This is a genomic window from Micromonospora arborensis, assembly GCF_003205615.1.
GTDB classification, from domain to species: Bacteria; Actinomycetota; Actinomycetes; order Mycobacteriales; family Micromonosporaceae; genus Micromonospora; species Micromonospora arborensis.
Genome location: NZ_PYBV01000062.1, coordinates 50,883 through 75,181, shown reverse-complemented (window position 1 = coordinate 75,181; position 24,299 = coordinate 50,883). Strand labels below are relative to the sequence as shown.

Annotated in this window: 18 protein-coding genes and 1 pseudogene; 13 read left to right on the top strand and 6 right to left on the bottom strand. The window is 71.0% G+C overall.

Features of this window, described 5'->3' with window-relative positions:
- Window positions 1–21 precede the first annotated feature (21 nt).
- From C7C45_RS32000 to C7C45_RS31990, 3 genes are all read right to left on the bottom strand, one after another.
- Window positions 22–972 (bottom strand): NAD-dependent epimerase/dehydratase family protein, encoded by a 951-nt coding sequence (locus C7C45_RS32000; protein ID WP_167454905.1) that lies wholly within the window; start codon window positions 970–972, stop codon window positions 22–24.
- 76 nt (window positions 973–1,048) lie between these two features.
- Window positions 1,049–2,398, bottom strand: a complete 1,350-nt coding sequence (locus tag C7C45_RS31995) for an activator-dependent family glycosyltransferase (RefSeq protein ID WP_110568502.1) — start codon at window positions 2,396–2,398, stop codon at window positions 1,049–1,051.
- Window positions 2,399–2,429: 31 nt separating this feature from the next.
- Entirely contained in the window at window positions 2,430–3,635 is a 1,206-nt protein-coding gene (locus C7C45_RS31990) for an FAD-dependent oxidoreductase (protein ID WP_110568500.1), read from the bottom strand.
- 235 nt (window positions 3,636–3,870) lie between these two features.
- Between C7C45_RS31990 and C7C45_RS31985 the strand changes: the two genes are divergently transcribed.
- The 5 genes from C7C45_RS31985 to C7C45_RS31965 are packed head-to-tail and all read left to right on the top strand — an operon-like array spanning window position 3,871 to window position 9,932.
- Window positions 3,871–4,845, top strand: coding sequence for an aldo/keto reductase (locus C7C45_RS31985; RefSeq protein WP_110568498.1), 975 nt, complete (start codon window positions 3,871–3,873; stop codon window positions 4,843–4,845).
- Window positions 4,846–4,849: 4 nt separating this feature from the next.
- Window positions 4,850–6,091 carry a cytochrome P450 family protein gene (locus C7C45_RS31980; protein ID WP_110568496.1) on the top strand — a complete coding sequence of 414 codons (1,242 nt, stop codon included), beginning with the start codon at window positions 4,850–4,852 and terminating at the stop codon, window positions 6,089–6,091.
- Between the two features lie 35 nt (window positions 6,092–6,126).
- The gene (locus C7C45_RS31975) at window positions 6,127–7,236 is read left to right on the top strand and encodes a DegT/DnrJ/EryC1/StrS family aminotransferase (protein ID WP_110568495.1); all 1,110 of its coding nucleotides are present in this window, start codon (window positions 6,127–6,129) and stop codon (window positions 7,234–7,236) included.
- A gap of 16 nt (window positions 7,237–7,252) precedes the next feature.
- Entirely contained in the window at window positions 7,253–8,698 is a 1,446-nt protein-coding gene (locus C7C45_RS31970) for an NDP-hexose 2,3-dehydratase family protein (RefSeq protein WP_110568493.1), read from the top strand.
- A 37-nt stretch (window positions 8,699–8,735) separates the two neighbouring features.
- Complete coding sequence (locus C7C45_RS31965) at window positions 8,736–9,932, top strand: class I SAM-dependent methyltransferase (protein ID WP_208641492.1); 1,197 nt, start codon at window positions 8,736–8,738, stop codon at window positions 9,930–9,932.
- A 480-nt stretch (window positions 9,933–10,412) separates the two neighbouring features.
- On the opposite strand, the pseudogene C7C45_RS35360 reads toward C7C45_RS31965, so the two are convergent.
- Together C7C45_RS35360 and C7C45_RS31955 are read right to left on the bottom strand one after the other, a co-directional pair.
- Window positions 10,413–10,925: pseudogene (locus tag C7C45_RS35360) on the bottom strand (ABC transporter permease); the annotation flags it as partial.
- Between the two features lie 128 nt (window positions 10,926–11,053).
- A complete protein-coding gene (locus tag C7C45_RS31955; protein ID WP_110568488.1) occupies window positions 11,054–12,049 on the bottom strand; it encodes an ATP-binding cassette domain-containing protein in 996 nt (331 codons plus the stop codon).
- A 125-nt stretch (window positions 12,050–12,174) separates the two neighbouring features.
- Between C7C45_RS31955 and C7C45_RS31950 the strand changes: the two genes are divergently transcribed.
- The 8 genes from C7C45_RS31950 (at window position 12,175) to rfbB (ending at window position 21,452) form a co-directional block, all read left to right on the top strand.
- Window positions 12,175–12,966 carry a TetR/AcrR family transcriptional regulator gene (locus C7C45_RS31950; protein ID WP_110568486.1) on the top strand — a complete coding sequence of 264 codons (792 nt, stop codon included), beginning with the start codon at window positions 12,175–12,177 and terminating at the stop codon, window positions 12,964–12,966.
- A gap of 89 nt (window positions 12,967–13,055) precedes the next feature.
- Window positions 13,056–14,357, top strand: a complete 1,302-nt coding sequence (locus tag C7C45_RS31945; protein ID WP_110568514.1) for an activator-dependent family glycosyltransferase — start codon at window positions 13,056–13,058, stop codon at window positions 14,355–14,357.
- A 5-nt stretch (window positions 14,358–14,362) separates the two neighbouring features.
- On the top strand, window positions 14,363–15,613 hold the full coding sequence (locus tag C7C45_RS31940) for an activator-dependent family glycosyltransferase (RefSeq protein ID WP_110568484.1): 1,251 nt from the start codon (window positions 14,363–14,365) through the stop codon (window positions 15,611–15,613).
- Between the two features lie 10 nt (window positions 15,614–15,623).
- On the top strand, window positions 15,624–16,922 hold the full coding sequence (locus tag C7C45_RS31935) for an activator-dependent family glycosyltransferase (RefSeq protein ID WP_110568482.1): 1,299 nt from the start codon (window positions 15,624–15,626) through the stop codon (window positions 16,920–16,922).
- Complete coding sequence (locus C7C45_RS31930; RefSeq protein WP_110568480.1) at window positions 16,919–18,331, top strand: hypothetical protein; 1,413 nt, start codon at window positions 16,919–16,921, stop codon at window positions 18,329–18,331. The genes C7C45_RS31935 and C7C45_RS31930 overlap by 4 nt, the downstream gene beginning before the upstream one ends.
- Before the next feature lie 2 nt (window positions 18,332–18,333).
- On the top strand, window positions 18,334–19,554 hold the full coding sequence (locus C7C45_RS31925; protein WP_110568478.1) for a nucleotide disphospho-sugar-binding domain-containing protein: 1,221 nt from the start codon (window positions 18,334–18,336) through the stop codon (window positions 19,552–19,554).
- A 30-nt stretch (window positions 19,555–19,584) separates the two neighbouring features.
- A complete protein-coding gene (gene rfbA / locus C7C45_RS31920; protein ID WP_110568476.1) occupies window positions 19,585–20,481 on the top strand; it encodes a glucose-1-phosphate thymidylyltransferase RfbA in 897 nt (298 codons plus the stop codon).
- The gene (rfbB, locus tag C7C45_RS31915) at window positions 20,469–21,452 is read left to right on the top strand and encodes a dTDP-glucose 4,6-dehydratase (protein WP_110568474.1); all 984 of its coding nucleotides are present in this window, start codon (window positions 20,469–20,471) and stop codon (window positions 21,450–21,452) included. The genes rfbA and rfbB overlap by 13 nt, the downstream gene beginning before the upstream one ends.
- An 89-nt stretch (window positions 21,453–21,541) precedes the next feature.
- Here rfbB and C7C45_RS31910 read toward each other — a convergent pair whose 3' ends face one another.
- On the bottom strand, window positions 21,542–24,208 hold the full coding sequence (locus tag C7C45_RS31910; RefSeq protein ID WP_110568472.1) for a helix-turn-helix transcriptional regulator: 2,667 nt from the start codon (window positions 24,206–24,208) through the stop codon (window positions 21,542–21,544).
- Window positions 24,209–24,299: the final 91 nt, after the last annotated feature.

Below are 24,299 nucleotides of genomic sequence, written 5' to 3'. Positions count from 1 at the left end.
GATCGGGGGTGGTTGAGGGGGTCAGAGGGTCTGGTACACGTCGCGGTACCAGGCGACGGTCTCTTTCAGCCCCTGCTCGAGCGATCGCGGCGTGAAGTCGATGATCTCGCCGAGGCCGGTGATGTCGAGGTTGCGGCTGGGCCGACCGCCCGACTTGGAGAGGTCGATGCGGATGCGTTCGGGCACCTCCAGCGCCGCGCAGATCATCCGGGCGAGCTGGAGCACCGACACGGTCTCGGTGGTGCCGATGTTGAGCGTCGGGTACTTGTTCGCCTCGACCATCGCGAGCGTGGCGCGCACCAGGTCGGCGGCGTACATGTAGGTGCGGGTCTGGCTGCCGTCGCCCCAGATCTCGATGTCCTGGCCGGCGAGCACCTTGCGGACCATGGTGGGGACCACCCGGTCGGTGTCCGGTTCGAAGTTGTCGCGCGGGCCGTACACGCTCGTGAGCCGGGGCAGGAAGACGTTGATGCCGTACTCGGCCCGGTACGCCTCGGCCATCATCTCGGCGAAGTTCTTCGACAGGTAGTAGCCGTCGATCGACCAGCCCATCCCCTTGCGGAAGTCGTCGTCCTCGCGGATCGGGTCGCTTCCCGGGTCGAGGTAGATGTCGCTGGAGCTGAGCAGCACCACGTCCGGCACGTCGTGCCGGCGGGCCGACTCCAGCACGTTGCCGACCGTGCGCAGGTTGGCGTCCAGGATGTGCGCCGGCTGGTTCAGCCGCACGCTCATCGTCCCGGAGACCACCGCGCAGTGGATGATCGCGTCGACCGGTGCGGCCGGGTCGGTGAACAACCTCTCCAGGTCGCGGTCGTCGCGCAGATCCGCCTGTACCGGACGCAGGTTGCCGCCGGACAGCTGGCGCAGCACCCGGCGGTTGTCCCGGCGGTACGGGAGGATCACGTGCGCGCCGGCGTTGACCAGTTGCTCGGCGAAGTGTGAGCCGATGAGCCCGAGTCCACCGGTGACCACGATATTCTTCCCGGACCAGTGATCTTGTGACACGGTCTTCCTCTCCGTCAGCCGGCGGGGGCGCCGGTCGCTCGACCTAGGTGCGCGCGGTGCCGGCGAGCTGACGCCGGTGGTGCCGGGCGGTGAGCCGTTCCAGCTCACCGACGATGTCGTGCGGGCTGGGCGTGGCGAGCGCCTCGTCCCGCAGGGTCCGGGCGCCGGCCGCGAAGGCCGTGTCGTCCAGCAGCCGGATCACCTGGTCGCGCAGTTCCTCGACCGGCAGCCGGCTCTTGAGCGCGTCGCCGGAGAGCCGGTACGGGTCGACGTACAACCCGGCGCTGCGGCTCTCCAGCAGCTCGCCGAAGCCGATCTCGTCCCAGTACCGGCCGGGCACGATCAGGTTGCGGACCCCGTGCACGATCGCGTTGCCCAGCGTGCCGAACCCGCCGTGGTGGATGATCACGTCGCAGGTCGGCAGCAGCTCGTTGAGCGGCACGAAGTCGACCACCCGGACGTTCGCGGGCAGGTCGCCGCACGCCTGACGCTGCTGTGCGTCCAGGGTGGCGATCAGTTCGACGTCTAGGCCGGCGACCGCGTCCACGATCTCGTCGATCGGGAAGAGGTCGCCGCCGAGGTTCTCCCGGGCGGTGACGCCGAGGGTGAGACACACCCGGCGCCGGCCGTCCCGTTCGTTGATCCAGCCGGGCACGGTGGTCGGGCCGTTGTAGGGCACGTACCGCATCGGCAGGTAGGGCAGCTCGACCGGGAACCGCATCCAGGACGGGGTGGGGTCGATGGTCCACTGCCCGGTCATCAGCTCCCGCGACGAGCCGGGCCGGAACTCCGCGCCGTACCGGGTGACCCGGCTGGTGAGCCAGTCGGTGACCGGGTCGTCGCGCCGGTCCGCCGGCTGGGCGTCCAACAGGCCGGTGTAGTGCTGGTACATGTTGCCGATGTAGTCCAGGCCGAACAGCATCCGGGCGTGCGCGGCACCAGTCACCTCGGCGGCGATCGGCCCGGCGTAGCTGAGCGCGTCCCAGACGACCAGATCCGGCTGCCAGTGCCGGGCGAACTCGACGAGCCCGTCAAGCATGGTCCGCCCGCCGGTGAGGTGCTCGTAGTGCAGCGAGCACCCGACGGTGAACGCACCCAGCACGTACTCCCAGGTGAGTGCCTCGGGCCGGGTCTCGGTCATCCCGGCGTTGATGCTCTGCCAGGTGCCGGCGCTGGTCACGTGGTCGCCGCGGGCGGAGGCCTCGGCGGGCTCGACCTCCTCGTGCTCGTCGCCCACGGCGGCCACGGTCAGTCCGGTGCGGGTGACCGCATCCGCGATCTCGGGCTGGGTGGCGACCACGACGTCGTGGCCGGCCGCCCGCAGAGCCCACGCCAGCGGCACCATGTTGTAGAAGTGCGTCTTGGCGGCATAGACCGCGAACATGACTCGCATCGGCTGTACTCCCTGGACCCGGAGGTCCGACTCAGACGCCCACGGCGACCGGTGCGTCCCAATCGATCGTGTGGTCGTAGAGCCAGGACATGTTCTCCAGGTCCTTCTCCGCGGCCTTCTGGTTGAAGGCGATCGGCAGGAACAGGTCCCGGGCGACGCGCCGGCCCTGCCCGTGAACCGCGATCGACTTGCTCGCCGATCGACCGAAGTGGACGACCTTTTCCACCCGGGGGCGACGGATCTCCTCGTAGTGGGCGAGCGCCCGTGGGATGTCGGTGACGTCCCGCAGGCAGCGGCCCAACTGCACGGCGTCCTCGATGGACAGTGAGACGCCCTGCCCGCCGGACGGCGACACCGCGTGGCACGCGTCGCCGACGACGACCATCCGCTCGTTGCACCACCGGGGTACGTGGGGCAGGTCGTAGATCGGTCGCGGCGGGGTGATCTCGTCGGTCGCGTTGATGATCTTGACAGCCGGGCTGTCGTCCTTCTCGAACATGCGCAACAGGCGCGCCCGCCACTGCTGCGGCGTGATCGCGGCCAGCTCGGCCTGGGTGGGCTCGTCCGGCCAGCTCGGCGAGACGTACCACCAGATGTCGCCCTGGTCGTCGTGGATGTAGGAGAAGAAGGCGCGCTTGCCGAGGTACATGAACTCGGTGCCCCGCTCGCCCGGCACGTCGACGCCACGGGCGTACCCGCTGCTGGTCACCATGCCGCCGTACCGGAGCGCGGGGGCGTTCGGATCGATGATCCGGCGCACCGCGGAGTGCGCGCCGTCGGCGCCGATCAGCAGGTCGCCACGGGCCTCGGTGCCGTCGGCGAAGTACGCCACCACGCCGTCGCCGGTGACCTCGGCGTCCACCAGACGTTTACCGAACTCCATCTGGATGCCCTTGTTGATCGCCTCGTCCCGCAGCGCGGTGTAGAGGTCCGACCGGGTGATGGCACGGGCGACGGTGCCGTCCGGCAGCGGATTGCCGTTGCGGACGCCGGCCAGGACCCTGCCGTTGCCGAGGAAGTAGCGGTAACGCGGAATGTCGAAGCCGGCGGTCAGATGGCCGACTCCCAATTCGAGCAGTGCGCGATATCCGTTGACCGCGAGAACGAGATTCGCGCCGATTCCGTCGGCGGTCCGGTCGTAGGCCTCGTAAACCACGGACTGGATACCGGCCCGTTGTAGGGAAAGCGCGCTGACCGGGCCCGCGACCCCGCCACCAATGATCAGTGCAGTGGTCATTTCTTCTCCGTCCCGCGATGCGATCGTGCTCGAACGTGCCTGGTGAGCAGCCCATTGGTCAGCTGGGGCCGCGATCGACAGTGTGTCCGCCGGCCGTGGCCGGCACAGCCCCGATCGGCCCCGAATGCTTCGGCGGAATTGATAAGGGTTGACGGTAGGGGGATGGGCGGCCGTAGACAGATGGCGCTGTGATCGAGCGGCGGGACCCAAATTCCGACGACCAGAGGTGTGTGGGATGGACTACGTGAGGCTGGGCCGCACGGCGTTGCGGGTGAGCCCGATGTGCCTGGGCACGCTGAACTGGGGCGTACGCACGACCGTCGACGAGTCGTACGCACTCATGGACGCCGCTCTGGAACACGGCATCAACTTCTTCGACACCGCCAACCACTACGGGTGGCAGGTCCACCGCGGGCTGACCGAGGAGATCATCGGCGACTGGTTCGCCCAGGGCGGCGGCCGGCGCGAGAAGGTCGTGCTCGGCAGCAAGGTCTGCAACTCGATGAGCGACTGGCCCAACGACCGCGGGCTGTCCATGCGGCACATCATCGCCGCGTGCGAGGACTCGCTGCGCCGGCTGCGCACCGATTACATCGACGTCTACCAGATGCACCACGCCGACCCCACCGCCTCCTGGGAGGAGGTGTGGCAGGCGATGGAGCTGCTCACCCAGCAGGGCAAGATCCGATACGTCGGTTCGTCGAACTTCACCGGCTGGAGCCTGGTCGCCGGGCAGGAGAAGGCCCGCCTGCGCAACCACCTCGGCCTGGTCTCCGAGCAGTGCCTCTACAACCTGCTCAGCCGACAACCCGAACTGGAACTGATCCCTGCCGCGCAGGCCTACGACACCGCCGTTCTGGCGTGTTCGCCACTGCACGGCGGCCTGCTCGGCGGCGGGCTGCGCAAGCTCGCCGACGGCACCGCGGTCAAGACCGCCCAGGGCCGCGCCATGGTGGCGATCGAGACCCGCCGGCCGGAGGTCGAGGCGTACGAGGACCTGTGCGCCGGGCTCGGCGTCGACCCGGCCGAACTCGCGCAGGCGTGGCTGTTGCAGCGGCCCGGCGTGACCGGCGTGGTGATCGGACCACGCACCATGGCGCACCTGGACTCGGCCATCCACGCGCTGAAACTCGAACCGGACTCCGCCACGCTGACCGAGCTGGACCGCCTGTTCCCGCCCCCGGTCAGCCAGATCCCCCAGGCGTGGTGACCCGATGACCAAGCACCAGATCGATCCCCGTCAGGTCACCGAGAGCGACCTGGCCCGGCACCTGCTCGCCGCCCGCGGCATCCAGTGGATGCGCGGCAACCGCGGCGACCCGTACGCGCTGATCCTGCGTTCCCAGGGCATCGACCCGCACCGGCTGTTCCCGGCCCTGCGCGGCGCACCGGCGCTGCGGCAGAGCGAACCCGACGTGTGGGTGACCGCCGACCACGCGACAGGCGCCGCGGCGCTCGCCCACCCGTCGCTGGTAATGCGGGACGCGGCCGCCGAGCGACGGCGCAAACGGGTGTTCTCCATCGACTCGCGCACCAGCCTCAAGTACGTGCTCTCGGTCGACGGCGGCCTGCTGAGCGCCGAACGCGCCGACCGGGCGCGGCTGGCCGCGGTGGCCGCGCCGCTGATCGGCCCGGACGTGGTGCGTGCCCACCTCGACGCCGCCGGTGCGGCGTTCGCCGCCGCGCTGCCGGCCGCCGGGCCGTTCGACCTGATGACCTCGTTCGCCCGGCCGGTCACCCTGACCGTGCTGGCCGACCTGCTCGGAGTGCCAGGCGACCGCCGCGACGAGTTCGCCGCCGCCTGCGCCACCGCCGGGTACGCCCTGGACGCCCACCTCTGCCCGCCCACGCTGGACATGACCCGGCGGCTCGTCGCCTCGTACGACGCCCTGCACGCCCTGCTCTCCGAGCTGGTGAAGGAACGCGCCGCCGAGCCGGCCGACGCGGTCGCCGCGCACCTGCTGATCGCGGTCGCCGGTGCCGAAGTCGTACCCAACCTGATCTGCTCGGCGGTGCTGTCCCTGCTGGCCCACCCGGAGCAGTGGCGGGCCCTGTGCGCCGACCCGGGCCGCGCCGAGGCGGCGGTGGAGGAGACGCTGCGCTTCGAGCCGCCGATTCGGATCGAGAGCCGTATCGCCGCCGCGCCGGTGGAGCTGGGCGGCCAGGCGGTGCCGAAGGGTGATCAGGTCGTGGTGCTCGTCGACGGCGCGAACCGGGACCCGTCGGTGTTCACCGACCCCGATCGGTTCGACATCACCCGGCCCCCGGCCGGGCATCTGTCGACGTCGCCCGGCACCAACGCCGGTTTCGTGGCCGCACCGGCGGGGCTGCTCGCCGCCGAGGCGCTGCGCCGGCTGGCCGCCGCCGCGCCGGGTCTGCGACAGGGCGGAGACGTCGTCCGCCGCATGAGGTCCCCGGTGGTGCGCAGCATCGCGCGCTGCCCGGTTGAGTTCTGACACCAGAAGAGCCAGAGAGATTGGGTGGAGACTAGATGTCCACATTGGTATGGGACTACCGGGCGGAGTACGAGGCCGAGCGGGACGACATCCTCGACGCCGTCGACCAGGTGTTCCGATCCGGCAAGCTCGTACTCGGCAAGAGCGTTTCCGGTTTCGAGGAGGAGTTCGCCGCCTACCACGGCGTGACGCACGCGGTCGGCGTCGACAACGGCACCAACGCCATCAAGCTCGGCCTCCAGGCGCTCGGCGTCCGGCCCGGTGACGAGGTCATCACCGTGTCCAACACGGCCGCCCCCACGGTGCTGGCGATCGACGGGACCGGCGCCACACCCGTCTTCGTCGACGTGCGCCGCGAGGACTACCTGATGGACGTGACCCAGGTGGAGGCGGCGATCACCGACCGCACCACGGTGCTGCTGCCGGTGCACCTGTACGGCCAGAGCGTGGACATGGCACCGCTGGAGGCGCTGGCCGCCAAGCACGGACTGCGCATCCTCGAGGACTGCGCCCAGTCGCACGGCGCGCGGCACCACGGCCGGCTCGCCGGCAGCCGGGGCGACGCCGCCGCGTTCTCCTTCTATCCCACGAAGGTGCTCGGCGCCTACGGCGACGGCGGCGCCACCGTCACCAGCGACGCCGAGGTCGCCGAGAACCTGCGCCGGCTGCGGTACTACGGCATGGAGAAGGTCTACTACGTGGTGCAGACCCCCGGCCACAACAGCCGCCTGGACGAGGTGCAGGCCGAGATCCTGCGCCGCAAGCTGCGGCGGCTCGACACGTACGTGGCCGGCCGTCGTGCCGTCGCCCAGCGCTACGCCGAGGGCCTGGCCGACACCGAACTCGAACTGCCGGCGCTGGCCGAGGGCAACGACCACGTCTACTACGTCTACGTGGTGCGGCACCCCGAACGCGACCGGATCATCGAGCGGCTCAAGTCGTACGACATCCACCTCAACATCAGCTACCCCTGGCCGGTGCACACCATGACCGGCTTCGCCCACCTGGGCTACGGCACAGGTTCGCTGCCGGTGACCGAGGACCTGGCCAGCCGGATCTTCTCCCTGCCCATGTACCCGTCGCTGTCCCTGGACGTACAGGACAAGGTCATCGACGCGGTCCGCGAGGTCCTGCGCACGCTGTAGAACGAGGAGCCCTCCCATGACTGTTCTCCACACTCCCCCGGCCTCGCCGGACCTGGACGAGTCGACCGCACACCTCCGGATCGCCGAGTCGGTGACTTCGCGGGAGAGCTCACTCACTCAGCTCTCCACGTTCTTCGACTGGTTCACCCCGCTGCGCGACCGGTCGTTCACCGACGTGGACCGCGTCCCGCTCGACGACATGCAGGGCTGGCTCACCGACCCGGACACCGGGAACCTGCGGCACTCCTCCGGCCGGTTCTACTCCGTTCACGGACTGGACATCCAGTCCCCGGAGGGGCCGGTTCCCCGGTGGAGCCAACCCATCATCGACCAGCCCGAGGTCGGCATCCTCGGCATCCTGGTGAAGAAGTTCGACGGCGTGCTGCACTGTCTGATGCAGGCGAAGGTGGAGCCCGGCAACTGCAACGGGCTCCAGCTCTCGCCCACCGTCCAGGCGACCCGCAGCAACTACACGGGCGTGCACCGCGGACGCCCGGTGCCGTACCTCGAATACTTCCGCGACCTGACCGGGCACACCATCCTGGCCGACGTCCGGCAGTCCGAGCAGGGGTCGTGGTTCTACCAGAAGCGCAACCGCAACATGGTCATCGAGGTGACCGACGAGGTCGAGACACTCGACGAGTTCTGCTGGCTGACCATCGGCCAGGTGCACGAACTGCTCGCCCTCGACGACATCATCAACATGGACTCGCGGACGGTCCTGGCCTGCCTGCCGTTCGACGGCGCGGAACCGCTCGCCACGCCGCCGGGCGACGACTTCCGGGCGGCGCTGCTGCGCTCGTTCCGGGCCGGGCACGGCGCCCGGCACACCACCCGGCAGATCCTCGCGTGGCTCACCGACGTCCGCACCCGAACCGAGGTGCTGACCCGGCCGGTGCCGCTGCGCGACCTGCCCGGCTGGCAGCGCGACCCGGCGGCGATCGCCCACGAGAGCGGACGGTTCTTCGAGGTCATCGGCGTACACGTCAAGGCCGGCGGCCGGGAGGTCGCCGAGTGGAGCCAGCCGATGATCCGCCCGCAGGGCGTCGGGGTCGCCGCCTTCCTGGTCACCCGGATCGACGGCGTGCTGCACGCGCTGGTCCGGGCGATCGCCCAGCCCGGGTACAAGGACGTGGCCGAACTCGCCCCGACCGTGCAGTGCGTGCCCGGCAACTACGACGTGCTGCCCGAGGCCGCCCGGCCCCGGTTCCTGGACGCCGTGCTCGACGCCACGCCGGAGCGGATCCGGTACGACGTCACGCTTTCCGAGGAGGGCGGCCGTTTCTACCACGCGCGCAACCGCTACATGGTGGTGGAGGTGGACGACGACCCCCGGTTCGACCACCCGGACTTCCGCTGGATGCCGATGCACCAGCTCGCCGGTCTCCTGCGGCACAGCTACTACGTCAACGTCGAGGCCCGCAGCCTGGTGGCCTGTCTGCACAGCCTGTCCGGCGCCTAGCCCCGCCTCCCGCTCACGATCACGGAGACTGCCTGCCATGTCACGTTGCCGGGTGTGTCAGCATGCCCTCCTGGAGTTCTTCGACTTCGAACGCCAGCCGCTGTCGTCCGCGTTCGTCGCGCCGGACGGCACCGACGACGAGTTCTTCTTCCGGCTCGCGGTCGGCATGTGCGAGTCGTGCGCGCTGGTGCAGCTGATCGAGTCGGTGCCGCCGGAACTCGCGCACCACGAGGGGTACCCGTACCACTCGGCCGGCTCGTCGGTGATGACGAAGCACTTCGAGGAGACCGCCCGCCGGTTCATCGAGACCGAACTGACCGGGCCGGACCCGTTCGTGGTCGAGATCGGTGCCAACGACGGCGTGCTGCTGCACACCTGCGGCGAGGCCGGTATCCGGCACCTCGCGGTCGAGCCGTCCGGCGCGGGCACCGTCCGGGTGCACCGGGCGTTCTTCGACGCCGCGTCGGCCGCCGCCATCCTGGCGACCGACGGCCCGGCCGACGTGGTCTACTCGGCCAACACCATCTGCAGCGTGCCGGACCTGCGGCCCGTCTTCGAGGGTCTGGACGTGCTGCTCGCCAGCGACGGCGTGTTCGTCTTCGAGGACCCGTACCTCGGCGAGATCCTGGAACGCACGGCGTTCGACCAGATCTACGACGAGCACGTCTTCTTCTTCACCGTCCGCGCCGTCCAGGCCCTCGCCGAACGCTTCGGCTTCGTCCTGGCCGACGTGGAACGCCTGCCGGTGCACGGCGGCCAGATCCGCTACACCGTGGCCCGCGCCGGCCGCCGCACCCCCACCCCCGCGGTCGCCGAACTGCTTGCCGAGGAGCGGGAACTGGGCCTGACCGACATGGCCACCCTGGAAGCCTTCGGCCGCAAGATCCAGGGCATCCGCACCGAGCTGGTGGCGCTGCTGCACCGCCTGCGCGCCGAGGGCCACACGATCGCCGCCTACGGCGCCACCGCCAAGAGCTCCACCATCGCCAACTACTGCGGCATCGGTCCCGACCTCGTCCCCTACGTCTGCGACACCACCCCCGCCAAGCACGGCCGGCTGACCCCGGGCTCGCACATCCCGGTCCGCCCCGCGGCCGTCTTCGCCGACCCGTACCCCGATTACGCCCTGCTGTTCGCCTGGAACCACGCCGAGGAGATCATGGCCAAGGAGCGGGCGTTCCGCGAGGCCGGCGGCAGATGGATCCTCTACGTTCCCCACGTGCACGTGGTCTGAGCACCGCCCCCGAACCCGCGGTCTTCCGGCCCGGTCGAGCCCTCCGCTCGACCGGGCCGAAGCCGTCCCCGGTGGCAGGACCGGGTGCCGAGACGAATAGGGGTTGCCGGCTGCGCCCACCGCGAGGACCTCGTCGGCCGTGGCGAAGGTGGCGGCTCCGGGCCCGCGCCGACATGACCGGCACGCCGAAGGGGCCGCGACCATGACGGTCGCGGCCCCTTCTTGCCGGCCGGGAGGTTCGGGGGCGTCCACCCGGCCGGCGGGTGCCGGTCGGGCCCGGGGGGACCGGCCCACACGGCGGGAGGAGGGGCAGGCGAAGCGGCGGCGGTAGATGCGGGTGGCCAGGGGGGCGAAGACCAGCAGGATCGCCACCCACCACACCACCGCCTGCCAGCCGGCGTTGCCGACGGGCTGACCGAGCAGCAGCGAGCGGACCGTGTCGACGACCAGGGTCACCGGCTGGTGCTCGACGAACTGGCGCAGGCCGTTGGTCAGGGTCTCCGGCGGAACGAAGGCGCTGCTCGCGTACGGCGTGAACATCAGGATCAGGCCGAGACCGCTGGCGCCGTCGACGGACTTGGCGATCAGGCCGAGCACGGCTGCGACCCAGGCCAGCGAGAAGGCGAACAGCAGGAGCATGCCCATCGCGCCGACCCAGCCGAGGAACGAGCCGTCGGGGCGGAACCCGACAGCGTAGCCGAGGCCGACCATGATGGCCAGGGCGATGGCGCCGCGGAACACCGCCGCCACGATGTGCCCGGTGATCACCGCCGAGTCCATCATGGCGATGGCGCGGTAGCGGTCGACCACGCCCTCCTGCATGTCGGACTGCACAGCGAGCGTGGTGGACACCGAGATCATCGTTACGCTGATGACCAGGATGCCCGGAAGCAGATAGTTGATGTAGGTGGTGTTCCCGACGTCGATCGCGCCGCCGAACATGAAGCGGAACAGCAGCAGCATCGACGCCGGCAGCATGATCGCGGTGAACATCTGGTCGGGGCTGCGCGTGAGGTGGTGGATGTGACGGCCGATCAGGACCATGTTGTCGCTGATCGCCCAGTACAGCTTGGAACGCTTCTCCGGCAGGACGACGTCGTCGCCGGTCAGGGTCTCGGTGGTCACAATACGGCTCCAACCTCGGAGTCGGTGCTGGTGTGCGCGGCCGGCGCGGGTGCGACCGGGGTGCCGTCGCGCTTGGTGAGGGCGAAGAAGACGTCGTCCAGGGTGGGCTTGGTCAGCGACAACGACGTGAGTTCCAGGTCGTGCTGTTCCAGCTGGTCGAGGACCCGCTTGACGTGCGACGGGGCCTCGATGACCAGGCTGATCGTGCGGGTCTCCGGATCGGTCTGGAGGCCCTCACCAGTGATCAGCTCGCCGGCCCGCCGGAACGCCTCGTCGGTGGCGAGGACGACCTCGACGCGCTCCTTGCCGACGGCCTGCTTGAGTTCCTCGGCGGTGCCCTGCGCGATGATCCGGCCGCCGTTGAGCACGGCGATCTCGTCGGCGAGCTGGTCGGCCTCTTCGAGGTACTGCGTGGTGAGCAGGATCGTGATGCCGGAGCCGAGCATCTTCCGGATCACGTCCCACATGACCTGGCGGCTGCGCGGGTCGAGACCGGTGGTGGGCTCGTCGAGGAAGAGCACCGCCGGGGTGACGATGAGGCTGGCGGCCAGGTCGAGGCGGCGCTTCATGCCCCCGGAGTACGTCTTCACGGGCCGGTCGCCGGCGTCGAGCAGCTCGAACTGTTCCAGTAGCTGCTGTGCGCGCTTGGCGGCGTTGGGCTTGCTGAGCCTCTGCAACCGGCCCATCATGACCAGGTTCTCCCGGCCGGTGTGCATCCAGTCGAGGGCGACGAACTGGCTGACCAGGCCGATCGAGCTGCGGACGCCGTTGCGGTCGCGCACGGTGTCGAAGCCGTTGACGGTGACGGTGCCGCTGGTGGGGCGGGTCAGGGTGCTGAGCGCCTTGACCACGGTGGTCTTGCCGGCACCGTTCGGGCCGAGCAGGGCCAGCATCGTGCCCCTGCGCACATCGAGATCGACACCCTTGAGCACCTCGACGTCGCCGTACCTTTTCCTGAGGTCTTTGATCTGAATCGCGTATTGACTCTTCATTGCTCTCCCTAACTCTGCGCAGGTCTGGAGGGCACCCGGCCCGAGGGAGCCGAGCATATGTCATAAGCAGATGGGTTTATGCTATACACAGATGACGGCGGGGGTCAACGCGGAAGGATGTCGGCATGGCGCAGGACGGCAGGACCAGCGAGGTTCCACGCACCTACGAGTTCCTCTGGCGCGACACCGGGCAGCCCGGCCGGGCACCCGGGCCCAAACCGGGGCTGAGCGTCGACAAGATCGTCGGGACGGCCATCGCGATCGCCGACGAGGAGGGCCTCGAGGCGGTCTCCATGCAGCAGATCGGCAAGCGGCTGGGCGTCACCGCGATGTCGCTCTACCGGTACGTGCCCAGCAAGAACCACCTGGTCGAGGCGATGTTCGACGACGCCTCCGGCGCACCACCGGACCTGACCGCGCTGTCCGCTGACTGGCGCGCCCAGGTCGAGGCGTGGGTCAAGGCGCTGTGGGCCCGTTACCAGGCCCATCCGTGGATGGTGCGGGCCAAGGTCGGTTACCCGATCGGCCCCAACCAGCTGGCCTGGTTCGAGGACCTGCTGTCGGCCATCTCCCGGGTCGGCCTGCGCTACGAGGAGATGGTCTCGCTCGCGCTGTTCCTCAGCGGCGCCGCTCAGGGCCTGGCCCGGATCTCGATCGACCGGGCACCGGCCGACGAGTCCGACCCGGTCACCTTCGGCACCGCCCTGGCCGCGGTCGCCGACCCGGCGCGTTTCCCGACCCTGGCCGCGCTGCTCGCGGCCGGCACCTTCGGCCCGCCGCCGGGTACGGCCACCGGCGGTGGCACCGACGACGCCGCCGTCGACGACGCGAGCGTCGAACCCAACCTGGAGTTCGGCCTGCGGCAGCTGCTGACCGGCATCGAGGTTTACGTCACGATGGCCGGGCGAAAGCGTTAGGGGCACATAGGGGTTAGTGAGATAACGGCGGCTGACTATTCTCGGTATTCGTATTCTCCGGCGCTGTCGCCCCACAGGTGGAGCAGTTCATGCGCGTACTGTTCACGGTTTTCGCCGCTAAACCGCATTTCTACAACATGGTTCCGCTGGCCTGGGCTTTCCGCGCGGCGGGCCACGAGGTCTGCGTGGCGAGCCAGCCTGATCTCGCCGACGTCATCACGGCGACCGGGCTCACCGCCGTGCCGGTCGGGGACGAGCTGGAGATGGCGAACGCGTTCCAGAGCGACCCCGATTCCGGCGGTAGTGCCGGCGGGGCCCCCTGGCAGCGGCTCACCGGGCTCAGCGAGCTGGATCCGGAGCGGCTGACCTGGAACTACGTCCTGGGCGTGTTCACCATCGGCTGCTCCATGGAGTACGAGTACCTGGGCAGCCAGCAGGTCGTCGACGACCTCGTCGAGTTCGCCCGGGACTGGCAGCCGGACCTGGTGATCTGGGACGCGCTGACCTTCGCCGGCGGCATCGCCGCGCACGTCACCGGCGCCGCCCACGCCCGCCTGCTGTTCGGCCAGGACTACGTGTTCCGCATGCTCGAGGACTACCGGACCCTGCTCGGCGCGGAACCGCCGGAGCGCCGGGACGACCCGATCGCCGACTGGCTGGCCGGCCGGCTGGCCCGCTACGACACGGAGTTCCGGCCGGAACTCACCCGCGAGCTGATGACCGGGCAGTGGACGATCGACCCCACCCCGGACTGGATGCGGCTCCCGCTCGACCTGACGTACCTGCCGCTGCGGTATCTGTCCTTCAACGGGCCGTCCACCATCCCGACCTGGGTGCACGAACCGCCGTCCCGGCCCCGCGTCTGCCTCTCGCTGGGCGTGTCCGGCCGGGAACTCTTCGGCGGCGACCAGGTGTCCACCGGCGACCTGACCACCGTCTCGGACCTGCTGGACGCGCTTGCCGACTTCGACATCGAGCTGATCGCCACGCTGAACGCCGAGCAGCTCGCCTCCGTGCGGACCCTGCCGGACAACGTGCGCGCTGTCGATTTCGTACCGCTCAACGAACTGCTGCCGAGCTGTGCCGCGGTGATCCACCACGGCGGCTTCGGCACCACCGGCAACGTACTCACGCACGGCGTGCCCGGCATCGTCATCCCGGCCCCCTGGTGGGACGCGGCCCGACTGGCCGCCCTGCTGGAACGGCGCGGTGCCGGGTTCCTGCTGCCGCATGCCGAACTCAGCCGCGCCAACCTGCGCGACCGGCTCGGCCGCCTGCTCGCCGAACCGGCGCACACCCGCAGCGCGCACGAGGTCCGCGACGAGCTGCACGCCGCACCGGGCCCGCACGACGTGGTCCGCGAACTGACCGCCCTGACGGCCGGGAGCTGATCGCCGTGCGGGTCCTGATCACCGTCATCGCCGTCAAGACACACCTCTACAACGCGGTGCCGCTGGCCTGGGCGCTGCGGGCGGCCGGGCACGACGTCCGGGTGGCCGGCCAGCCGGACCTGGCCGACGCGATCACCGCGGCCGGGCTGACCGCGGTGCCGGTCGGCGAGGAACTGGCGATGGGCCGCTCGTCCAGCGGCCCGCGCGGGCAGACGTTCCGCGCGCACGGTGGCGGGATGCTGCCGCCGGACGAGCTGACCTGGGAACACGCGCTCGGCGCCTTCACCGTCGCCTGCCCGGTGGAGTACGAGTTCTTCGCCGACCAGACGGTGCTCGACGACCTGGTCGGCTACGCCCGGCAGTGGCAGCCGGACCTGGTGATCTGGGACGCACTCACCTTCTCCGGGGCGATCGCCGCGCACGCCAGTGGCGCCGCGCACGCCCGTCTGCTGTTCGGCATCGACTACGTGACCCGGATGTACGACGGTTTCGTGCGGCTGCGCGACCAGCAGCCCGCCGAGCGCCGCGAGGACCCGGTCGCCGAGTGGCTGGCCGGTCGGCTGGCCCGGTACGGCTGCGAGTCACACCCGGGTCTGGACCGCGAACTGATGACCGGTCAGGCGTGCATCGACCCCACCCCGTCGTGGATGCAGACCCCGCTCGACCTGCCGTGGCTGCCGATGCGGTTCGTGCCGTACAACGGCGGCGAGGCGGCACCGGACTGGGTGTACGAACGCCCCGACCGCCCCCGGGTCTGCCTGTCGCTGGGCATGTCCGGACGTGACCTGTTCGGCGGCGACCAGGTGTCGGTGGTCGAGTTGGTGACCGCCCTGGCCACCCTGGACGTCGAGGTGGTCGCCACGCTCACCGCCGGCCAGCTCGACGGCGCGCGGCTACCGGACAACGTGCGGGTGGTCGACTTCGTACCGCTCAACGACCTGCTGCCCACCTGCGCCGCGATCGTGCAGCACGGCGGGTTCGGCACCCTCGGCAACGTGCTGACCCACGGGGTGCCGAGCCTCACCGTCCCGGCACCCTGGTGGGACGAGCGGGACCTGGGACGCCACCTGCACGAGCGGGGTGCCGGGTTGCTCCTGGAACCCGAGCGGATCACCCCCGCCGCGCTCACCGACGCCGTACGCGAACTGCTGACCGACCCGAGGCACCGGGAGAACGCCGAGGACGTACGCCGGGAGATCCTCGCGACCCCGTCGCCCGCCGCCGTCACGTCCGCCCTCGAGCAGCTGGCCGGCTGAGGAGATCGTCATGCGTGTGCTCGCCACCGTCTTCGCCACCAAGCCGCACCTGTTCAACCTGGTGCCGGTGCTCGCCGCGCTGCGCGCCGCCGGTCACGAGGTGTGGATCGCCAGCCATCCCGACCTGATGGACACCATCGAGCGGATCGGCTTCACCGGTGTGCCGGTCGGCAACGAGTTGAACATGATGGCCTCGTTGCAGGCCCAGGACGGCGCGGACCGCGGCGCGTCCAACTGGGAGAGTCTCACCTCCGGCATGACCGAGACCCGGGAGGAGCGGCTCACCTGGAACTACGTGCTGGGTGCCTTCACCATGGGATGCTCGGCCGACTACGACTACGTCACCGACCAGGCGATGCTCGACGAGCTGGTGGAGCTGGCCCGGGAGTGGCAGCCGCACCTGGTGATCTGGGACGCGCTGACCTTCGCCGGAGCGATCGCCGCGCACGCGTCCGGCGCCGCGCACGCCCGTATGCTCTTCGGCATCGACTACATCTCCCGGATGTACGACCGGTATCTCGGCCTGATGGCCGAGCAGCCGGTGGGCCGTCGCGACGACCCGGTCACCGACTGGATCAGCGGCCGACTGGCCCGCGCCGGGTGCACCGGCACGCCGGGGCCGGACCTCGTGCGCGAGATGATGACCGGCCAGGTGACGATCGACCCGACCCCGGGCTGGATGCAGCTGCCGCTGACCGTGCCGCGGCTGCCGGTGCGGTACGTGCCGTTCAACGGCCCCTCCACCATTCCGGACTGGGTGCACGAAACCCCGTCCCGGCCGCGGGTCTGCCTGTCGCTGGGTGTCTCGGGCCAGCTACTCGGCGGTGACTTCGTGTCCGTCGTGGATCTGGTGACCGCGCTTGCCGAACTGGACGTCGAGGTGGTCGCCACGCTCAACGCCGATCAGCTCGCCGCCGTGGACGCCCTGCCGGACAACGTCCGCGCGGTGGACTTCGTACCGCTCAACGACCTGCTGCCCACCTGCGCCGCGATCGTGCAGCACGGCGGGTTCGGCACCCTCGGCAACGTGCTGGTGCACGGCGTGCCCAGCCTCACCGTCCCGGCGCCCTGGTGGGACGAGCGCGACCTCGGTCGCAAGCTGCACGAACGGCGGGCCGGGATCCACCTGGAACCCGGCGACGTCACCCCGCACCGCCTCACCGAGGCGGTGGCGAGCCTGCTCGGCGACCCGGTCTACCGGGAACGCGCCGCCGCCGTCCGGGCGGAGATCCTCGCCACCCCCCCGCCCGGTGAGCTCACCCGCGCTCTGGAAGATCTGGCATCCGAACGAATGGGGCTCACCCGGTGACCACCACCCACCACGACGACGGCGGCCTGCGGCTCGGCGTCGTCCGCGGCATCACCTACGGCGTGTACGGCGAGCCGGAGCGGTTCGTGCCGCAGATCCGTGACCTCAACGGCAGCCTGGTGCGGGTCTACGTCTACTGGTCGCAGATCGAGCCGGCGCCGGGCCAGTGGAACTTCGGCGTGGTCGACGCGCTGCTGGCCCAGCTCGACGGCACCGAGGAGGTCTGGGTCACGGTCTGCTCCAGCTCCCCGTGGGCCACCCGGGTGCCGACCCGGGTGCTCCCGCCGTCGCCGGCCAAGGACGTCCGACGGTACGAGGATTTCGTGCGGCGGCTGGTGCGGCACTGCGGCGGCCGGGTGCACTACTGGCAGTGTGACAACGAACCCACCGACCACGCCCAGCTCTGGGCCGGCACCGCACCGGAGTACCTGACGCACCTGCGGGCCCTGCACGCCGCGGTGCGCGACGCCGACCCGACGGCGAAGGTGATCCTCGGCGGCGCGCCGTTCCTGCTGCCGTACACCCCGCCGGACGGCTACGAGCGTGTCTTCTTCGACGAGCTGCTGCGCGACGGCCGCGATCACTTCGATCTGTTCGACCTGCACCTGTACGGCCCGGCCGCGCTGATCCCGGAGCACGTCGAGTTCGCCCGCGACCTGATGCGCGCGCACGGGTACGAGAAGCCGGTCGTGGTGGGCGAGTACAACGGCCCGTGGCCGGCGCTGTTCCCGGACGCCATGCAGGTGCTGCTGGGCCCGGTGCAGACCGGTGCCGCGCACGGACGCGACGGCGAGCGGGCCGCCATCGCCGAGCTGTACCGGCGGCGCGACGAGCTGCCGGTGAGCCTGCAGATGTTCCTGATGGACTGCCCGCCCGAGCTGGACGCCAAGCGCTACCGGATGGCACGCCGCGAGATCGTGATGCGCAACGTGCTCGCCTTCTCGTCCGGCATCCGCCGCACCACCTGCTGGCATCTCGCCCCCGAGGCACCCGGCTTCGACAACCGCTACGGGCTGATGGACGTCATGTTCCGCACCTTCGCGCTGCTGGCCCACGACGGCGAGGAGATCGCCCGCCGGCACCCGTCGGCGGAGGCGTTCGCGCTTGTCGCCGGTGAGCTGACCGGCGCCGACGAGGTGCTGTCGCGGGCCGGCAGCCGGGAGGGGCACCGGGTCTTCGAGGTGTCCCGGCCGGGCCGGCCGCCGCTGCTGGTGACCTGGCTGGACCGCGATCCGTGGAGCGGCGAGGACGAGCCGGACGAGGCGGTCACCGTGGACTGGGGACCGGCCGCCGCCGAGGGGGTGGACGCCCTGGGTCGTACGTGGCCGATCGCGTACCGGGACGGGCGGGTGCACCTCGCGTTGGGCTGCACGCCGGTCTTCGTCACCGCCGCGCCGGGCGGGTGGTGACGATGCGGGTCCTGTTCACCGTCTCGTCCTGGGCCACCCACTACGCCGCGATGGTGCCGCTCGGCTGGGCCCTACAGGCGGCCGGCCACGAGCTGCGGGTGCTGTGCCCGCCGGGGCAGGCCGAGCCGCTGACCCGGGCCGGGCTGCTGCCGATCCCCGTGCTCGACGGCATGGACATCGTGGTCGCCAACCGGATGGAGTACTACCACGAGGCGGTCGAGGGTCGCTGGCGCTACCCGTGGCTTCCGCTGCATCCGCTGACCGGGGCGGAGATGGGTTCGCTCGACGACTTCGACCTGGCGGCGTACCGGAGGGATGTGGAACCGGACCTCCTGGCGCGTACCGCACGCAGTTTCGACGCGGCGGTCGACGTGGCCCGCCGCTGGCGGCCGGACGTCGTGCTGCACGACCCGACCAGCCTGGAGGGTCTGCTGGCGGCCCGGGTCACCGGCGTGCCCGCGCTGCTCCACCTGTGGGGACCGGTCGGCACGCACGAGCCGCCACACCGGCGCAGCGTGCCGCACGACGCCAGCGGCTCGTTCCCCCGCCACGGTCTGCCGGAGTTCGGCCTCGACGACCTCGAGTACGTGATCGACCCGTGTCCCGACGCGATGGCCCCGGCCGTGGACACCAAGCGGGTGCCGGTGCGTTTCGTGCCCTACAACGGTTCCGCGCCGGTGCCGGACTGGGTGCTGGACCCGCCGGAGCGGCGTCGGGTCTGCGTGTCCTGGTCCACGGCCCTGTCCACGATGAGCGGCCCGAACTCCTATCTGCTGCCGGACATCCTGGAGGCGGTGTCCGGCCTGGGCCTGGAGGTGATCCTCACCGCGACCGCCGAGGACATCGCGGCGTTGGGCACGGTTCCACCTGGCGTACGGGTGCTGGAACGGGTTCCGGTGCGGCTGCTGATGGAGCACTGCGACGCCGTCGTGCACCACGGCGGCAGCGGCACCACCATGACCGCCCTCGCCTACGGAGTCCCCCACCTCGCCATCACGTTCACCACCGAGACCACCGTCACCGCCGAACGCCTCACGGCCGCCGGCGTGGGTGTGCATCTACAGGGCGACCTGGCCGACCCGGCCTCCATCCGCGAAGCGGTGCGGTCACTGGTGTCCGACCCGGCGTACCGGGACCGGGCGGCACGGCTGCGCGACGAGATCCGCAGCAGACCCACCACGAGCGATCTGGTGGCACACCTGGAGGAGCTGACCGCCGCGTGACGGCGCGGTCCATCCACGAGGGAGCGACAAGTGAAAGGCATCATCCTCTCCGGCGGGGCCGGTACCCGCCTGCACCCGGTGACGCTGCCGATGTCCAAGCAGCTGCTGCCGGTCTACGACAAGCCCATGATCTACTACCCGCTGTCGGTGCTGATGCTGGCCGGCATCACCGACATCCTGATCATCTCGACCCCGCGGGACCTGCCGCAGTTCGAGCACCTGTTCGGCGACGGCTCGACGCTCGGCCTGAACATCACCTACGGCGTTCAGGAGACCCCGCGCGGCCTGGCCGACGCGTTCCTGATCGGCGCCGACCACATCGGTGACGATCCGGCCGCGCTCATCCTCGGCGACAACGTCTTCCACGGCCCCCGGTTCTCCGAGGTGCTGCAGGAGAACGCCCGGGACGTGGACGGCTGTGTGCTGTTCGGCTATCCGGTCAACGACCCCTCCCGCTACGGGGTGGGCGTGACCGACGGCGCCGGCCGGCTGGTCTCGCTGGAGGAGAAACCGGAGAACCCGCGCAGCAACATGGCGATCACCGGGCTGTACTTCTACGACAACGAGGTCGTCGACATCGCCAAGAACATCCAGCCGTCGCCGCGCGGCGAGCTGGAGATCACCGACGTGAACCGGGTCTATCTGGATCGGGGCCGGGCCAAGCTGGTCACGCTGGGCCGCGGTTTCGCCTGGCTGGACACCGGCACCCACGACTCGCTGCTCCAGGCCGGGCAGTACGTGCAGACCGTGGAGCAGCGGCAGGGCCTGCGGATCGCGTGCCTGGAGGAGATCGCCCTGCGCCGTGGGCTGATCGACGCCGACGCCTGTCACGCCATCGGCGCGGGGCTGGGCAAAACCGCGTACGGGCAGTACCTGATGACGATCGCCGCCGAACACCGGACGGAGGCGCTGGCATGCGCGTCCTGATCACCGGCGGTGCCGGGTTCATCGGATCGCACTTCGTGCGGCGGCTGATCGCCGGCGATTACCCGGCCCTCGCCGGCGACGTGGTGGTGCTGGACAACCTCACGTACGCCGGCAACCTGGCCAACCTGGGCGAGGTGCTGGAGGATCCGCGAGTCCACTTCGTACGCGGCGACATCGCGGACCGCCCGGTCGTCGACGGTCTGATGGCCGGCACCGACCTGGTGGTGCACTTCGCCGCGGAGTCCCATGTGGACCGATCGATCGCCGGCGGGGACGAGTTCGTCCGCACCAACGTGCTCGGCACCCAGGTGCTGTTGCAGTCGGCGCTGACCGCCGGCGTCGGCCGGTTCGTGCACGTCTCGACCGACGAGGTGTACGGCTCGATCGACTCCGGATCGTGGACCGAGGATCGTCCGCTGCTGCCGAACTCGCCGTACTCGGCGTCGAAGGCGTCGTCGGATCTGCTGGCCCGCGCGTACCACCGCACCCACGGCATGAACGTGTGTGTGACCCGGTGCTCGAACAACTACGGGCCGTACCAGTTCCCGGAGAAGGTCGTCCCGCTGTTCCTGACCAACCTGCTCGACGGTCTGTCGGTGCCGTTGTACGGCGAGGGCAGCCAGGTGCGCGACTGGCTGCACGTGGACGACCACTGCCGGGGTATCGCCCTGGTGGCCGAGCGGGGTCGGGCCGGCGAGATCTACAACATCGGGGGCGGCACCGAGCTGAGCAACCGGGAGCTGACCGACCGGCTGCTGACCGTCATGGGCAGCGGCCCCGAGATGGTGCGGCGGGTGCCCGACCGCAAGGGGCACGACGCCCGCTACTCGGTCGACATCGCCAAGGCCCGTGGCGAGCTGGGGTACGCGCCGCGCATCCCGTTCGAGCAGGGACTGGCCGAGACGGCCCGCTGGTACCGGGAGAACCGGGCCTGGTGGGAGCCGCTGAAGGCCGCCCCGGTCCCGGCCTGACCGCGCGACAGCGGCCCCCGATCCCATCCGGGATCGGGGGCCGCTTCGCGGATCGACGGTCACGAGGCCGACGCGAGCACCTCGGCCGGTTAGGCCGGCAGCTTCGCCGGCAGGTCGGTACGGCGGGTGACCCGCAGCTTGCGGTACACCCGGGTGAGGTGCTGTTCGACCGTGCTGACCGTGATGAACAACGTGCGGCCGATCTGCCGGTTGGTGTACCCGAGGGCGGCGAGCCCGGCCACGTTGCGCTCCGCCTCGCTGAGCGTGGTGGCGTCCACCACCGTCTCGACCGCCGGCACCGGGTCCGGCACGACCGCCTCCCCGCCGCGCGGCGGGGAGGCGGCCTGGCAGGCCTTGAGTTCCTGGCGGGACCGCCGCTGAAGCAGCCGCGCCTCGCCGAGGTCACCGATCTCGCGGCGCACCTGGCTCAGGTCGGCCAGCGCGTAGGCCTGTTCCAACCGGTCCCCGCACTGTTCCAGCAGCGCGACCGCCTCACTCAGCAGCGCCGCCCGGTTGCGAACGTCACCGGCTGCGGCCATCACCCGCAGCGACAGCGCGCGGGTCCGGGTCTCGGCCCGGTCGGCCTGGTCGGCGGCCAGCTCGCGGGCCCGCAGCCGGGAACCGGCCGCCAGGTAGGCCCGGCCCAGGTCGCTGCGCCACGGCACCATGGCGGGCAGGTCCAGGTCGAGCTGCTTGAGCAGCGCACCGCACCGTTCCAGCTCGTCGACCGCGGCCAGCGGACGGCCGGTGGCCAGGTTGAGACAGCCGGCCGCGTGCCGCAGCCGGGCACCGAACACGGTCGTCGCGGTCGCCTCCGGAACCGGACGCTGCAACGTTTCGGCGGCCTCGGTGAAGCGGCCCATCGCGGTGCGCGCCAGCACCATGGTGGCCAGCGGCCAGCCGGCCAGCACCCCCCAGCTCTGCGACGGCAGCAGATCCAGGGCGGCGCTCGCGGCCCCCTCCGCCCCGGCGAGGTCGCCGCGCCGCCAGGCCAGCTCGGCGCGGACGCAGCCGAGCAGCGCGCTCCAGGTCACCGCGCCCCGGCGCGCGGCCTCCTCGGCCAGCACCACACTCCAGAACTGGGCACGCTCCGGCCGGTCCGACCACTCCAGGCTGAGCAGCGCCATCGTGCCCACCTCGGGCAGCACGTCGCCCAGGCAGCTCTGCAGGATGTGCTCGGCGCTGTCCACCACGGCCGAGCCGCCGCCGCGGGCCAGGCTGGCGAACCTGGCCAGCGGACTGCCGGACGCGTCCGGGGCGGTCAGCCAGGACCGCACGTCGGCGGGGAGCCGGTCGTGCGCCGGGCCGTACGGCCATTCCATCGAGAAGCGCAGCTCGGCCAGGACGTGCGGGTCGGCCGGGCCGGACGCGGTCCGGGCCGCGCGCAGCACGTCCGCGGCCGCGGCCAGGTCACCCTGCCAGAGCAGGTGGCGCACCACCGGCACCACGTCGCGCCAGCCCAGCCGCCCGGCCGCCAGCGCGGTGCGCAGGGCGGGCAGGTGCGGGGTGCCCGCCGACGGGTTGGCCCGCCAGGCGAGCCGCATCAGGGCGGCGCGCACCGCGACCTCGTCGTCCGGGCCGGAACGCAACACGAGTTCCAGGCAGCGCACGGACAGCCGGTGGTCGTCCGGGCCGGCCAGGTCGGCGGCCCGGCGCAGCACCTCACCGCCCCACGGCACCGGCGCCACGTCGGCGGCGATCAGGTGCCGGGCCACCGCGAGCACGTCCGCGCCGTCGCGGTAGAGCAGGCCGGCGGCGCACTCGTGCATCCGCACCAGGTCGTCCTGCGGCAGGCCCTCCAGCACCGTGGCCTCCAGGTGCGGGTGCAGCAGCCGATTGGCGTTCAGCAGGCCCGCGTCGCGCAGCACGTCCAGCGCCAGGGTCACCGCCCTGGTGTTGCGGTCCAGCAGCTCGCCGATCGGTTCCGGGGCGGCGTGCATGCCCAGCACCGCCGCCGCGGCGGCCGTAGCGGCGACCTCCGGCCCGGCCCGGTGCAGGACGTCGCCCACCTCCTGACGGAACGCGGCTCCCGGCACCGGTTCGGCGCCGGCCGTCCGTCCGGCCCGCCGCTGGTCGGCCACCAGGGCGTGCACCAGCAGCGGGTTGCCGCCGGTCATCCGGTGCACGGCGGGGCCCAGCGCTGCGGCGTACGTGCCGAGGCAGCGCTCCACCAGGTGGGCCGTCGCCGCCGCGGTGAGCGTGCCCACCGAGAGCCGGCGGTGCGGCTGGCGGCCGACCTCCGCCTGCAACAGGGTCCTGGCCGCACCGCGCCGATCCTCCTCGGTCAGCACCATCAGCACCGCCGCGTGCCGCATCTGCCGGCGCAGGCGGAGCAGCACCTGAAGAGTCGGTACGTCGACGTGGTGCAGGTCGTCCACGACGAGCACCACCGTCCGGTCCGCGGCTGCCTCCAGCAGTGACGCGGTGAGCCCGTGTACCGCGGGCGGCACCCCCGGGCCGGTCGGATCGGCCGGCATCAGCGCTACCGCCCGCGCCAGCAGGTCGGGGTCCTCGGAGCTGCGCAGCAGCTGCCACAGCACGCCCATCGGCAGGTCCCGCTCGGCCGGCGCTCCCCCACCGGTCATCAGCAGTACGTCGCGGTCGGTGATCCGCTCGGCGAACGCCTGCACCAGTTCCGTCTTGCCGGTGGCCAGACCGCCGCTGATCAGCGCGACCCGACCCGTCCCCCCGGCGGCCTCGTCCAGCATCTCCATGAGTGTGTTCAGTTCGTGATCTCGTTCGACGAGCACGGGCATCCCCCTCCTGGTCGTCCGCGAAGAGGGTCCCGGGGCTGTCTTTTCACCCGCTCTTTGTTCGCTCTCGACCGATGGAAAGCCGGTCGAGAAC

What these genes read in the sequence shown, in the direction of transcription:
- C7C45_RS31980 (WP_110568496.1), top strand. Translation starts at nt 4,850, where the DNA reads ATGACCAAGCACCAGATCGATCCCCGTCAGGTCACCGAGAGCGACCTG.
- C7C45_RS31975 (WP_110568495.1), top strand. Translation starts at nt 6,127, where the DNA reads ATGTCCACATTGGTATGGGACTACCGGGCGGAGTACGAGGCCGAGCGG.
- C7C45_RS31985 (WP_110568498.1), top strand. Translation starts at nt 3,871, where the DNA reads ATGGACTACGTGAGGCTGGGCCGCACGGCGTTGCGGGTGAGCCCGATG.
- C7C45_RS31925 (WP_110568478.1), top strand. Translation starts at nt 18,334, where the DNA reads ATGCGGGTCCTGTTCACCGTCTCGTCCTGGGCCACCCACTACGCCGCG.
- C7C45_RS31910 (WP_110568472.1), bottom strand. Translation starts at nt 24,208, where the DNA reads ATGCCCGTGCTCGTCGAACGAGATCACGAACTGAACACACTCATGGAG.
- C7C45_RS31955 (WP_110568488.1), bottom strand. Translation starts at nt 12,049, where the DNA reads ATGAAGAGTCAATACGCGATTCAGATCAAAGACCTCAGGAAAAGGTAC.
- C7C45_RS31945 (WP_110568514.1), top strand. Translation starts at nt 13,056, where the DNA reads ATGCGCGTACTGTTCACGGTTTTCGCCGCTAAACCGCATTTCTACAAC.
- C7C45_RS31970 (WP_110568493.1), top strand. Translation starts at nt 7,253, where the DNA reads ATGACTGTTCTCCACACTCCCCCGGCCTCGCCGGACCTGGACGAGTCG.
- C7C45_RS31950 (WP_110568486.1), top strand. Translation starts at nt 12,175, where the DNA reads ATGGCGCAGGACGGCAGGACCAGCGAGGTTCCACGCACCTACGAGTTC.
- C7C45_RS31990 (WP_110568500.1), bottom strand. Translation starts at nt 3,635, where the DNA reads ATGACCACTGCACTGATCATTGGTGGCGGGGTCGCGGGCCCGGTCAGC.
- C7C45_RS31995 (WP_110568502.1), bottom strand. Translation starts at nt 2,398, where the DNA reads ATGCGAGTCATGTTCGCGGTCTATGCCGCCAAGACGCACTTCTACAAC.
- C7C45_RS31935 (WP_110568482.1), top strand. Translation starts at nt 15,624, where the DNA reads ATGCGTGTGCTCGCCACCGTCTTCGCCACCAAGCCGCACCTGTTCAAC.
- C7C45_RS31965 (WP_208641492.1), top strand. Translation starts at nt 8,736, where the DNA reads ATGTCACGTTGCCGGGTGTGTCAGCATGCCCTCCTGGAGTTCTTCGAC.
- rfbB (WP_110568474.1), top strand. Translation starts at nt 20,469, where the DNA reads ATGCGCGTCCTGATCACCGGCGGTGCCGGGTTCATCGGATCGCACTTC.